This window comes from Pseudooceanicola spongiae, from assembly GCF_014899185.1.
GTDB classification, from domain to species: domain Bacteria; phylum Pseudomonadota; class Alphaproteobacteria; order Rhodobacterales; family Rhodobacteraceae; genus Pseudooceanicola; species Pseudooceanicola spongiae.
This window is the reverse complement of sequence record NZ_CP045201.1, coordinates 3573764-3586643: the sequence shown is the minus strand read 5'-3', so window position 1 is coordinate 3586643 and position 12880 is coordinate 3573764. Positions and strand designations below refer to the sequence as shown.

Sequence of the window (12880 nt, the reverse complement as noted above, 5' to 3'; positions counted from 1 at the left end):
CAACGCTTTCAGGACTATAGTTTGCCCTTGTTCGAAATTGAGGCGTGGACGAGAGCCGCGATCTGGCGGGCAAGGAATGGTGGTACGGCATTCCCTACCTGAACGTATTGCTGAGTCCGGTTACCGAGAAACAGATAGTCGTCGGGGAAGGTCTGGATCCGCGCAGCCTCGCGGACGGTCAGGCTACGGCATTGCAGGGGGTCAGGGTGAATGAAGTAATGGCCATCCTTCGAGATGTGGCTGGTAACTGTCGTGGAAGCCTCGGCTGCCAGTTGGACCCGAAACCGGTCGTTGAACTTACCGCTGTCCCAGTTCTTGTGGTCCGGGCTGATGAGCTGCGGAAAATCAGCCGCCTTTGGGCTGTAGCCTTTCGCAGCTCCGAAGACGGCGGCGAACATGTAGCGTCCAAGGTCTGAGGCCATGTGCCCGCGCGTTTCATGTTGCGCCAGCCCGCGCATACCCGGCCGCTCCAGCCATTGCAGCAGCGCGTCGCTGGAACCGCCATACCCAACCGGCAGCCTTGACGCCGAACGCACCCGCGGCCCCACCGCCTTCAGCTGTTTCGCGACATCCTTGAAGGCATCCCTCATCGATGAATTCGCCTTACCGCCATGCAGTCTGGCCAATAGCCGCGCCGCATCGGTAACGACAATCCGCCATTCGTCCGGGTCATCCCGCCCGCGGCTGATCCCACTGCGGAGCATCGGGATATTTCCGATCACATCATTGACCGTCCGGGCCACATCGGAAACCGGGATCTTTGCTCCGGTTGCACCCTTGGCAAGGTCGGATCTGATCCCGACGATGATGACTCGGTGACGGCGCTGCGGCACACCGAACCGCTCGGCCCGCACGATGAAATCGGATGGCTTCACCGCCTCGCGCAGGCTTGCCTCGCCATCTTGGAGATGGATCGCGTTAAGTTCGTAATGGTGGCCTTTACCCGTACCGAGCGATGCAAGGTCCTCCATCAGCATCTCGAATACGAGACGGCTTTCGATGGTCGAGGACAGCATGCCCTTGACGTTTTCCATGACGAAGGCCGCCGGGCGCAGGCGGTCGAGAACGCTAATGTATTCACGGAATAGGTAGTGTCGCTCATCCTGCTCGGGCACATAGCCGACCTTCCCTTTTGAGCGAGCACGGCCGACCAGAGAATAAGCTTGGCAGGGCGGTCCTCCGATCAGGATCGTATCGTCAAAGTCCCGGCGCAGCGCAGTGATGGCAGCATCGACAGCCCGGCTGGCATCCCCTTTACCCAGCTCGAGAGAGCGCGCCTCGGCTTCAGCATGTGACCACGCGTGTGTGTCAACCTCGTGCCATATCGGTTCTTGGGTCAACCCTGCGTGGAAGTCGATGAAGGCTTGCGGTAGCTTCCCGCGCTCGGCATCATACTTCCGGAGAAAAGCCCGCAGCCTGAGCGTCCGATGCGCTGACGCTTCCTTTTCAACCGAAATGCCGATGTGAAAAGGTGTGTGGTCACCCACCTTGAGGCAAGAAAACCCCTCTCCCAGCCCACCTGGACCGGCGAACAGATCGACAATGCCGAATTTGGCTGACAAATCAGATACCTCACAGGATGAACCATTGCTTGCTTGTATACCAAGTGGGCCGGGCGATGCCAGGAGCCAAATGACGGATATTGTCAACAAGGAGACCCGGTCCCGGATGATGTCCGGAATATGCGGCAGGGACACCCGGCCTGAGCTGTTGCCGCGCCGCGCCCTTCACGCGCGAGGATTCCGTTACCGGCTTCAAGTCAAGCCCGTGAGCGGGCGACCGAATCTGGTTTTGCCAAAGCACAGGGTTGCAATAATTGTGCATGGATGATTCTGGCATCAGCATGAATGCTGCCGATATGCGTCCAAGCCAAAGACACGCGCTTAGTTCTGGGCAGACAAGTTCACTGCCTATGTCCGGCGCGATCAGGCGGTATTGGCAACGCTTTCAAAAGAAGGATGGCGGATCGCTATCGTATGGGAATGCGCACTGAGGAAACCGGCCAATATACAGACGGCCGACGAAAAACTGACGGAATGGATGATCGACAGAGGACCATTTTTGAAATCGGCGAGAACGACCTTGAGTCCTGATATTTCTTTGAGCCTTAGTTCATCGTTGATCTACCCTTTTAATCTGGAGCGGCTCCCTGCCTAATTCAATCTCCATAAGACCAGAGCCTCAACCCCGTGAGGGGGTGGTATCGTTCGTGTCACGCGCAGCAGGTATTCGGGGCCTATCGCTTTCCGGCTTCTGCAATGAGCTCGGATTATCAACCAAGAGGCTGATCAACCTCGATGATCGTCAGACCAAAGTCATCGCAGAAATGTTTGGCCTCCAGGATCCGGCGCTTCAGGAATTGCTGTCCTGGTCACCGCAGCCCTTGGCGAGTGTTCAGGTCCGGTTCAGAGAGGAGGACTTCGTCTCTCGCGCCCTGATCAATCCAGTAGTCAGAGGATGCCCCGCTTGTCTCCGGGAAGACATTGATTCTTCCACGGTAACGCCACAGGGCCAGATGGTCATGCGAGGCGACTGGCAGCTGAGATATGTGGAGGTGTGCCTCCGCCATGGACAGGCTCTCGTTCCGCTCTGGAACATCGCATCCCCCTTGACACGCTATGATTTTGCCACGTGCCTTCGTAGTATCACCGATGACGTTGTGACAGGAAGGCTGGATCAGCCCCACCAGCCGATCACAAGCTATGATTTATGGCTGGATGACCGCCTTTCATCAGGAACAGATCTGACGTGGCTCTCGACGCATCCCATCGATACAGCTGCTAAGTTCTGCCAACTTTTGGGTGCTGAGATAATCCAGTTCATCCCGGGCGGGTCAGACAGCAAACGGTCGGCCCGCGAGGTCGGGTTTGACTGCGCGCGTCAGGGCCCTGATGCATTGACCGAAACATTGCTCGACGTTGCAGGCAAGGTCGATGGACCGCAATTCAGTCCCCAGAAGGCGTTCGGCCGGCTTTATCGTTGGCTGTCACAAGAAATGGCGAACGACACGAGATGTGATCCTTATCGGGATATCCTGCGCGAAGTCATTTTTAAGACTTGGGCTATTCCCGCGGGCGAGACCATTCTGGGGACGTCCCTCTCCACGCCACGGCTATATTCCGTACTGACTGCAGCGAAAGAGATTGGGCGGTCCGCACCAACCACCAGGCAGATTCTGGAGCATGTCGGTATTGTGGATTTCGGGGATGATCGCCATAACGCCCGCCTGACCTTTGATGCAACGCTTGCTCGACCGGCGATCGCACAAGCCAAGCGCCTGGTCATTGCAACCGCGATGAGAAAACGATTAGGCGTATCATCCAGTCAATTCGAGATCCTCATACGTCAGAACGTCATTCAACCGGTAGTTCCTCAAGCAGTCTCGAAACTCCAATGGGATACCGCCGATGCCGACGCTCTGCTTGATGAACTTACCAAAGATGCCATCACGGTCGACGTCGATGACGCGAACTGGCTGCCTCTGGGCGTTGCTGCCGGACGCGCACGCGTTGATATCAAGCAAGCCATTTATGCGGCGCGGAAGGGTCTGGTCCAAGTCGGGCGACACCCGGGTCTAGTCGGATATACATCTTTGTATGTGCTGTGGAGCGACATGAACAAGCTGCGCGGAGACAAACCGGACGTCAAAACCCTCGGTGTGTTTGCACGAGAGGTCGGACTAAATGAGAACGGTGCTATGCCTGCCCTTTTCAATGCCGGTCACATCTCGGCAACCGAGTTGTTCAATCCGGCGACACGCCGGAACGGGCTCTATGTGACAGACGCCGACATTGCGGCGTTCCACGCAAAGTTCACAACGCTCAAATTGTTGTCGATGCGCAAGAAGATGGATGGCCGGGTGCTGACACGGAGGCTTCGGGAAGTAGGCGTTTACCGCTTCGCGCCAGACGGCCAGGATTTCGGCCCAATTTACCTTTTGGATGATGTCCGAGGAGCATTATTGTAGATCGATCTGTTGTATGAACGCCCGTGAAAAACCCTGCAGTGGATAATCCACGGGGCCTGCGGAATCAGAACTACTGCCCAAGCAGGCGCTCCAATTCCTCTTCGAACCTAGCTGCAGCCAACTCCTTGTCGGTGAGGGTTTCCCTCGGAGCTTCTGCTGCGCCGCTATCACCAAGATCTCTCAGTTTTAGTTCGAGAAACGGTTCGCTTTCCACGGTCTCCTGGATCCACGCGAAACCAAGGTTTCGCCTGTCAGATGTCTTGTAGGAGAGGTAGACATCAACGTGCCTAGTTCCGTTTATCATGAAACCGCCGGTCTTCACTCCCTGCCCGACCTTGTTTCCGGAAAGATCGAAGCGATCGGAAACCCGGTCGAATACAGACTGCAGATATTCCCGGCCTAGCGAATCCTTGGCGCCGCCGAGGCGAGTCGCCAATGCAGGTGACACTACCCTCATGCGTTGCATGACGGCTTCTGTCAGCTCTTCCTTGCGGATGTCGTCGAGATCCGGATGGCGCTGGATATTCTCGTACAGATTGCGAAGGGACTTCGCGTCCTGACTTGCGGCTATGCGCTGCATGGCCATTGCGACATGCCTGTTTAGGGCCTCTGCGGATGTCTTCTTGTTGTCGACCATGCCGGTATTCCTTTCAAGGCTTCGCGGCAGACTAAAGCACACGACCCCAGACTTGAAAACGGGATCTGCCAGGGACGTCGGAGCGTGTGGGGGACATTACGATCTTGTCATTACCTATGGAGCACAGCCCTGATTTACTAGGCAGTGTCCACCGCATCGATCGGCCCTGACCGGACCTTCACCGCGTCAGTAGACCGCCGCAGTGCAGCTTCGCCAAACCAGGCATTCGCTGCACGCGCAAAAAAACCATGGGAGTGGCTCACTCGTTCAGCACGCTGGCTGTCCAACAGCCGCCACCTCAGATGACCTAACTTGATACCCCAGAAGAGCGTTTTAAGCCGCAAATGGGCGCGGGAAAACGACCCTCTTAGAATGCCTAGCTGGCATGTCTGACCCGACCACTGGAGATATCATCCGGGCGCGCGGTCTGCGGGTTGGATACGTGACACAGATAATACGTGAGAGGGCCCTTAACCTGCGGCGCAAGCCGCACGTTTCGGAACAACCGCCCCACGAACGGCGCGAGCTTGACTCTGAAACCTGCTACCGCGAGTGTTTTGCCTAAGGCATGCTCTCAGTATGACGGCATCCGCAGTGAGAAAGGGAAGCGCATGATCGGTCCGTCGATCTGCATAGCTGGTATTTTGATCAACGTCGTGGGCGCCATCCATTGCTGGTTAGTCTACCGGGATTCTGTCCGGCGTGTCCGTGTTGACCCCGAACGTGTTAAGAGGTTTGTGGAAAGTGCGCCTTTACATCTGCTCGAGGAGCTGAAGGCGAAGCGCCCGGTCTGTCAGTGTTGCGGTACGCCACTCAGGTTGCAAGGCAAGCAATCGTGAAGGTTCCTCGGGTCTGGCCGGGTGAGGGACCATTGGCATCGCTGGTTGTTGATTTTCACTCAGAACTGAGCCGGTTTTTCACCGGGAAGTGAGCCACCTCTGATTATGGATTTTGGTTCATGCTGGGGTCAAGCTATGTGTTGTCTCCTTTTTCTTTGCGGCAGATGCCGCAGCTGAGCTTGCTTTGAAGCGGAAGCTGTCATTTCCAGTTTCAAGGATGCGACAGCGGTGGGTCAGGCGATCGAGCAACGCGGTTGCCATCTTGGCGTTGCCAAATACCGTGGCCCATTCGCTGAAGCTAAGGTTGGTGGTGATCACGACGCTGGTGCGCTCGTAAAGTTTGCTGAGCAGGTGGAAGGGCAGCGCCACACCTGAGGCGCTGAACGGCAGGTATCCGAACTCGTCGAGGATCACGAGGTCTAGCTTGGTCATGGCTTCCGCGATCTGCCCGGCCTTGCCTGATTTCAGCTAGACCGACCCCAACCATTCGAGCGAAGATTGACCATGGAAGAAGTACCGATCTCGTTTCCCGATCCCGAAACATGCGACAAGGCATGACTGGCACGCGACCCATGGTTTGATGGGCTTTTCTTCTCGGGGGTTCGATCTACGAAGATTTATTGTCGTCCCGTCTGCCCCGTTCGTCCGGCGAAGTCGGCCAATGTCACTTTCTATCCAACCGCTGCAGCGGCGGAACGCGCAGGCTTCAGGCCCTGCTTACGTTGTCGCCCTGAAACGGCTCCGGGTAGCCCCGCGTGGCAAGGCACCGAGACGACAGTGGGTCGGGCCATGCGCCTCATTGAGGCCGCATTTTTAGATTCGAGAAGTGTGGAGGAACTGGCGGCTTCGCTCGGGATAGCTTGGCGGCATTTGTCACGGCTCTTGGCCAGACACGCTGGGGCCACTCCGACGCAGGTGGCGGAAACTGTTAGGTGCCACGTCATCTGGCGGACACCAAAGAACGGCGTGTCTAGCAATTGCACGTCGATCAGCCGCATCAGCGCGAGGTTCTGCTCCGTCTCACCCTGCGGCGTGTAGTAGAACGACGACCGCGGGATCTGTGGCAGCGCGCACTCCTGACCGATCGAAAGGTCCGGATGACCTGACGCGAGTGTGCTTCGTTCCCGCTACTCGTCGACCATTACGGTCTGCTGTTTGACACCCTTCGTCGAAATCGCTCACCAAGCACCACATGACACTCGACTGCTCCGCAGGTCTCCCCGGTCGTATTATGCCTGACCGCTTCTTGCGCCTTTTTGCGCCCCAATTGCCGCGAGGGGGCGCAATGTCTCTTCTTCCGCCTGCTCAGCTGGCAGGCGGAGGACTTCAGAACCTGTCTTCAGATTCCGCAGAGCGAGACCGTCATGCCAAGAGCCTGAGCGAGCGCTGCCTTAGCAGCCATCGCGCGGTCGGCCTCAGCTGCCGAATGGGCATAGACGACCTGGATGTGATTTGCCTTGTGACGCGCCATCATCTGGTCACGGCTTATCCCGGTCAGGACGGCATTCATGATCGGCCATTCGTAATTCGTGGCCCGCGCCCGGCGATCCTGCTCCTCGGGTGAAAGAGCCACCGCGCGGCCACGGCCGAGATCCATATGCAGACGGCCACCCTCCAGGAAGATCCGGCTCCAGACGATGTCTCCCGGCTTTGCATAGCCCTTCAACGTACCGCCCCCGGCGGGAAAGAACATGGCAGGCTGACGCAGGCTCTCCGATCCGGCCCAGCCGCCCACATGGTGCGCCGGCGGAGCGGCACCGGATATCTCGAAGACCCAGATGAAATCATCCGTATCGCCACTCGCGTCCGGCCCTCCCCACCGCAGATCGTGCAGGGTCGTCTCGACCGGCTGGCCAAGAGCGCGATGGATGCGATTGGTCAGGATGCCATCGAGGGCGGCGCATTCGTCAACTTCGTTGAAATGCACGATGGCCTCGTCCTCGCGGATGACAGACCCGTCGGCTCGACGGACCTCGGGGCGGTCGTCGTTGTTCAGCATCCCCTCCACCAGGTCTGATGCGGGCAGCAGATCTTTCAGACCCTGCTGGTACTGGATACCGATCGCCTCGCATCCAAACGTATCCGCCAGACGGACTGCGGCAATGTACATCCGGCACTGGTCGATGACCTGGTCCTCGGTCAGTTCCGTCGCGGGATCCTCGCCAAGATGGAAGGTCATGCCCTTGGCCAGCATCCAGTCGTAAATGGCGCGTGCCTCGGCCTCGGGCACCTGTTTTGTCGCGTGGTAAAGCGCCGACTGCGACAGCCGCTCCTTGAAGACCCCCATCGGCATCAGCAGCTCGTCCGGAATGATGGCATTATACATGCCCATGCATCCCTCGTCGAACACCCCAAGGATCGTCTTGCGTGTTTTGAGATCGTTCACGATCTCAGCGACCAGATCACCATCTTCCGTTGCGCTGTCAAAGGCGCGGACATGCGAGAGATCGTGGAAAATGGTGCCGGTTTTCAGCCATTCTTTCAGGCCGTTCAGGAAGAACTCATCCCCGAAATCCTCACTCCAGAGCGAGGCATAGGGAACACCAGCCTTTGTGAGCGAACCATTCAGGTTGAGCAGGCCGACAAGGCCGGGCCACTGCCCGGACCAGTTGGCAAGCGTCAGGATCGGCCCGCGATGGGTGGTCAGGCCGGGAAGGACATGGTGCGAGTACTGCCAGACCGATTCAGCGACGATCAGCGGGGCGTTGGGGTCCAGCTCGGCGAAGACGTCCATACCCTCACGCTGGCTTGCAATGAAGCCATGCCCCGAAGGTTTCTCAGGGTGAGCGCGCTTCAGGTCATGACCCAGCGAAGTCAGGACTTCGCCCAGTTTTTCTTCCATTGCCTTCTGGGTCGGCCAGCATTGCAGGTTAGCGCTTTCGCGGAGGTCGCCACTGGCGACAAGGTAGATAGACGTCATGAACGGGGTCCTTCGGTATGAGACATTTTTTCCTCGCAAGGCTCGGCCATCAGGGCGCGGTACGCGGCATGGTCATTTTGCATGCGGCGCATGACGCTGTACTTGCGGTCATGGTAGGTGGCGATCTGGCCGCCACGAGGGGCGATCGTGCGGAAACCGCCAGACATCACCGCCATCGCTGCCTTCGTGTCTGGCAGGTCGCCCGCAGCCACGGCACCCAGCATGGCCGAGCCCAGCAGGACGGGTTCTTTTCCGTCCGGGACCAGCACGCTGCATCCCGTGGCATCGGCATGTTCCCGCAGATAGAGCGCGTTTCGCGCAAGCCCGCCACTCATCACAAGGGTATCGATTTGTGCGCCTTCGGCACGCATCGCCTCAAGGATGTGGCGGGTACCGTACGCCAGCGCCTGTACTGTCGCCAAGTAATCGAGCGCAAGGTCGTCCGTGCCGCTCGCGAGGGTCAGGCCAGAGATCGCCCCTTTGCGCCAGGGTTCGGCCAGCGGGGAACGGTTCCCATGGAAATCCGGCAAGACGTGTCGGTCGGCTGTCAGCGTCGCGGTTTCTTCGGCCATATTGTGCAGGTGCTGTTCGATCAGAGTGGCGGTCCGTGTGCCCTCGGCCCGGGCCTGCTGAACAAGCTCGTCTGACGCCGCATGACGTGCGACGACCGCGTCCATCAGCGCACCCGCTGCAGACTGGCCGCCTTCCAAGGCCCAGAGCTCTGGCAGCACGGCACCATGGTAAGGCCCCCAGACGCCCGGGACGAAGCGCGACTTCGACGAGACGGCGATATGGCAGGTCGAAGTGCCCGCGATCACTGCCATGCGGGTCTCCAGCGCCTGACCGCTCTCAATCCCCAGTCCCAAGGTCCCAAGCGCCCCTGCATGGGCATCGATCATCGACGCGGCAACGGCAGTGCCTGCCCGCAAGCCCAGCTCAGTCGCAGCCTGCTCTGTCAGCCCGCCACAGAAGGCACCGGGGGCGGCCAGTTCAGCACCGATGGCGGCATGATTGTCACGGGTCAGTTCCTGCAAGCCGATGGCAGTCAGGAAATCATTATCCCAACCCTCGCCTGCCGTTCCCTTGTGTCCAAGATAGGTCCACTTGCAGACGGTCGAGCAAAGCGAGCGCGTTTGCCCGCCGGTGGCGCGGTGTACCAACCAGTCCGGCAGATCCCAGAACTGCGCCGCCCGCGCCCAGGACTGAGGCAGCTCCCTCTTGAGCCAGCGCAGCTTGGGAAGCTCCATCTCTGGCGAGATGCGCCCGCCAACATGGGCCAGAGGAGCCCCGCCAATGGCGTTGATCTCGTCTGCATCTGACATCGCGCGATGATCCATCCAAAGCATGACATCCTGCCCCGCCCTCCCTTGGGTATCGATGGAAACAGGACCGCCTTGCGCGTCACTCACCACAAGCGAGCATGTGGCGTCGAAGCCAAGGCCGCGCACAGACGACGCAGAGACCTCCGCCTGTGCCAATGCGGCGCGGACAGAGCTACAGACGGCGACCCATATCTCCGCGCTGGATTGCTGCGCGAAATCGGGCTGCGGCCGGACGGTAGATATCTCGGCGCTGCAGGCACCCAGAAGGGTCCCCACGCCGTCGAAGACGCCAGCGCGCGCCGATCCGGTTCCGACATCGATGCCTATGTAATGGGTCATCGCATCACCAACTGGTAAAGCCGCCGTCGAGCACGAGGTTCGCCCCGGTCATGTAGCTCGAGGCATCAGAGCCGAGGAACTGCACGATGGGACCGAACTCCTCGAGCTCCGCCTGACGGCCCATGGGAACGCGTTCTAGGAAGGCCTCGATGAATTCCTTGTCGAAGGAGCCGGTCTTGACGCCGCCGAAGGTGACAAGGTTCACCCGCACGCCCTTCTTGGCCCAATAGGTAGCCAGATAACGGGTCATGTTCAGCAGGCCGGACTTCGACGCCGCGTAGGAAATCGCCTTGATGAAGGGCTTGCCGTCGCGTTCCTCGCGGTAGGAATAAAGCGCCTGATTGGGCGAGACCATGCCGTACATCGAGCCGACCATGATGATCGAGCCGCGCCCGGCCTCGGACATCTTCGTTCCGATCACCTGCGAGCACAGCATGCAGCCGGTCAGGTTCGTCTCGATCACATCGTCCCAGTATTTCTTCGGGTAGACCTCGAACGGCGCATTCTGGTCCGCGTCGCCATCGGGTTTGGAATCAATACCGGCGTTGTTGATCAGGATGTGCGGCGTGTCCCAGTCGGCAATCACGCGGTCGGTGGCCTCGATCAGGCTGTCCTTGTCGCGGACATCGGACCTGTAAACGCGGATCCGGTCGGACAGGCCGGGAAACTGAGCCTCGACCTCGTCCTTCGTGCGGTCGCGCCGCGCGAAGATCGCAACCTTGGCGCCGTTCTCGGCCAGTTGCTTGGTGAACTGGCTGCCAAGCTGTCCCAGGCCGCCCGTGACGATAGCCACCTTGCCCTCGACGGAGAAGAAATCGATCATGATAGGGTCCTCTTACGGTTTGAATGCATTCTGCGCGTCGCCGCCACCACCACCATCGGAGGAGCGTGCCAGCTTGCGCAGGGAGTTGAAGATGGTCAGCGCGATCATTCCGATCACGAAGATGCCAAGGACGCAGGCCACAGGCCGGTCGAAAAAGCCCATCAGGTTGCCGCGCGAGATCTGCATCGACATGATGAAATTCCGCTCCAGTACCGGGCCCAGAACCAGCCCCAGGATCACAGGGGCGATGGGAAAATCGTTGCGCTCCATCACGTAGCCGATGAGCCCCGCGACCAGCATGATGCCGACCCCGAACAGCGTGTTGTTGATTGCATAGGAGCCAAGGAAGCAGCAGACGAGGATCATCGGTACGATGACGTTGCGCGGCACGGCCAGCACCATCCGGGCACAGCGGATCGCCACGTAGCCGAGCGGGAACAGCAGCAGGTTGGCGACGAAGAAGCTCATGATGATCGCGGTCGGCATCGTCGGGTTCTCAACGAAAAGCCGCGGACCGGGGGCCACACCCTTCATGTAGAGCACACCGACCGCAATGGCCGTAACGGCGTCACCGGGGATGCCGAAGACCAGCGCCGGGATCCAGGCCGAGGATAAACCGGCGTTATTGGCCGATGTCGCCTCGATCAGGCCTTCGGGGTGGCCCTTGCCGAACTTCTCTGGCGTCTTAGAAAAGCGCGCCGAGATGCCATAGGCGATCCAGGCCGCAAGGTCTCCGCCCACGCCGGGCAGCGCCCCGAGGGATGAACCGATGGCGGTGCCGCGCAGCAGGCTGAAGGGGTATGTCTTCAGCAGGGGCCAGATGCCCTGATAAGGTCTCTGTTTACCGCTCTCGGCGCTGGCCTTGGGCAGGTCGCCCGTGCTGGCGTTGGAGAGGCCGCGCAGGATCTCGGAAAAGGCGAACATGCCGATCATCACCGGTATGAAGCTGATACCGCCCGAAAGCTCGATAGAGCCGAAGGTGAACCGGGGTTGGCCGCTGGTCACGTCAAGGCCCACGGTCGCGATCAGCAGCCCGATCGCCAGCGAAACGGCTCCCTTCACAGGGTTCGCCCCCGAGACCAGCGCGCAGGTCAGCAGGCCCAGAAGCGCGAGCCAGAAGAACTCGAAGCTCGAGAAATTGAGCGACAGGCGTGCCAGAGCTGGCCCGGTGATCAGCAGTACCAGGGCCCCGATCAACCCACCGGTGGCCGAGAAGAAGAAGCCGATGGACAGCGCCCGCACGGCATCGCCATTGCGGGTCATGGCATAGCTTTCCTCGGTATAGGCGGCCGAGGCGGGCGTGCCGGGGATACGCAGCAGGGCACCGGGGATGTCGCCCGCGGTGATCGCCATGGCCGTGGAGGACACGATCAGCGCGATTGCCGGCAGAGGCGCCATATAGAAAGTCAGCGGCACCAGCAGGGCCGTGGCCATGGTAGCGGTGAGGCCCGGCAGCGCGCCAATGAACAGGCCGTAGACGGCGCCGCCAAGGATGGCCAGCAGCACCTGAAGCTGAAAGACAAGCGTCAGGGCTTCGGCAAGGGTTGCGAATGTCATGGTAGGATCGCCCCCAGCGGTCCGGCGGGCAGCGCGACGCGCAGCAAGCCGGAGAAAACATAGTAGAGCAGCAGGATGAAGCCGGGCGCGACCACCGCGATCACCGGCCAGCGGGCGCCCATCAGCGCCATCATCATCGCCATGAACAGGATACCGAACAGCGGAAAGCCCAGGGGGTCGAACAGAACAATCCCGAGAAGAAGGCCGACGAAAGCCCAGAGCGCAGCAAAGCCGTCGCGCCCCCGACCCTGCCAGTCGTCAAGGTCGAGAAATGCCGCCGGAACCCGCAACCCGGCGACCAGGATCAGCACGCCGAAGAGAACCAGCGCGATCCCGATACCCATGGGCAGCAGGTCGGCGCCGAAGCGGACTCCCGGCACTTTGGGCAGGCCATTGGCCCCCCAGATGACCAGCAATCCGAAGACGGCCAGCAGCGGGCCGAAGAGACGGTCTCCGATCCTCATGTTCAGGATCCT

General features: G+C 60.0%; 10 protein-coding genes and 1 pseudogene. 3 read left to right on the top strand and 8 right to left on the bottom strand.

Annotated features, from left to right (window positions below; genetic code table 11):
* Window positions 1–14: 14 nt before the first annotated feature.
* Complete coding sequence (locus F3W81_RS16825; protein ID WP_193080421.1) at window positions 15–1562, bottom strand: DNA cytosine methyltransferase; 1548 nt, start codon at window positions 1560–1562, stop codon at window positions 15–17.
* On the opposite strand from F3W81_RS16825, the gene F3W81_RS21085 reads away from it, so the two are divergent.
* Window positions 1543–1830, top strand: a complete 288-nt coding sequence (locus F3W81_RS21085) for a hypothetical protein (RefSeq protein ID WP_319022268.1) — start codon at window positions 1543–1545, stop codon at window positions 1828–1830. The genes F3W81_RS16825 and F3W81_RS21085 overlap by 20 nt on opposite strands.
* 379 nt (window positions 1831–2209) lie before the next feature.
* The gene (locus tag F3W81_RS16815; RefSeq protein WP_264298874.1) at window positions 2210–3967 is read left to right on the top strand and encodes a TniQ family protein; all 1758 of its coding nucleotides are present in this window, start codon (window positions 2210–2212) and stop codon (window positions 3965–3967) included.
* 70 nt (window positions 3968–4037) lie between these two features.
* On the opposite strand, the gene F3W81_RS16810 is transcribed toward F3W81_RS16815, so the two are convergent.
* Together F3W81_RS16810 and F3W81_RS20915 are read right to left on the bottom strand one after the other, a co-directional pair.
* Complete coding sequence (locus F3W81_RS16810) at window positions 4038–4604, bottom strand: hypothetical protein (protein ID WP_193080417.1); 567 nt, start codon at window positions 4602–4604, stop codon at window positions 4038–4040.
* 956 nt (window positions 4605–5560) lie between these two features.
* Window positions 5561–5905 (bottom strand): annotated as a pseudogene (locus tag F3W81_RS20915) (ATP-binding protein); the annotation flags it as partial.
* Between the two features lie 96 nt (window positions 5906–6001).
* On the opposite strand from F3W81_RS20915, the gene F3W81_RS20910 reads away from it, so the two are divergent.
* Window positions 6002–6481, top strand: coding sequence for an Ada metal-binding domain-containing protein (locus tag F3W81_RS20910; protein WP_226941989.1), 480 nt, complete (start codon window positions 6002–6004; stop codon window positions 6479–6481).
* 301 nt (window positions 6482–6782) lie between these two features.
* Here the strand turns inward: F3W81_RS20910 and F3W81_RS16800 are convergent, their stop codons facing one another.
* Genes F3W81_RS16800 through F3W81_RS16780 form a run of 5 tightly spaced genes read right to left on the bottom strand, consistent with a single transcriptional unit; the run spans window position 6783 to window position 12868 of the window.
* Window positions 6783–8363, bottom strand: coding sequence for a fucose isomerase (locus F3W81_RS16800; RefSeq protein ID WP_193080415.1), 1581 nt, complete (start codon window positions 8361–8363; stop codon window positions 6783–6785).
* On the bottom strand, window positions 8360–10024 hold the full coding sequence (locus F3W81_RS16795; protein WP_193080414.1) for an FGGY-family carbohydrate kinase: 1665 nt from the start codon (window positions 10022–10024) through the stop codon (window positions 8360–8362). Before F3W81_RS16795 ends, F3W81_RS16800 begins: the two co-directional genes overlap by 4 nt.
* Before the next feature lie 4 nt (window positions 10025–10028).
* A complete protein-coding gene (locus F3W81_RS16790) occupies window positions 10029–10847 on the bottom strand; it encodes an SDR family oxidoreductase (protein WP_193080412.1) in 819 nt (272 codons plus the stop codon).
* A gap of 12 nt (window positions 10848–10859) precedes the next feature.
* On the bottom strand, window positions 10860–12404 hold the full coding sequence (locus F3W81_RS16785; RefSeq protein WP_193080411.1) for a tripartite tricarboxylate transporter permease: 1545 nt from the start codon (window positions 12402–12404) through the stop codon (window positions 10860–10862).
* The gene (locus tag F3W81_RS16780; protein ID WP_193080409.1) at window positions 12401–12868 is read right to left on the bottom strand and encodes a tripartite tricarboxylate transporter TctB family protein; all 468 of its coding nucleotides are present in this window, start codon (window positions 12866–12868) and stop codon (window positions 12401–12403) included. Before F3W81_RS16780 ends, F3W81_RS16785 begins: the two co-directional genes overlap by 4 nt.
* Between the last annotated feature and the right edge of the window lie 12 nt (window positions 12869–12880).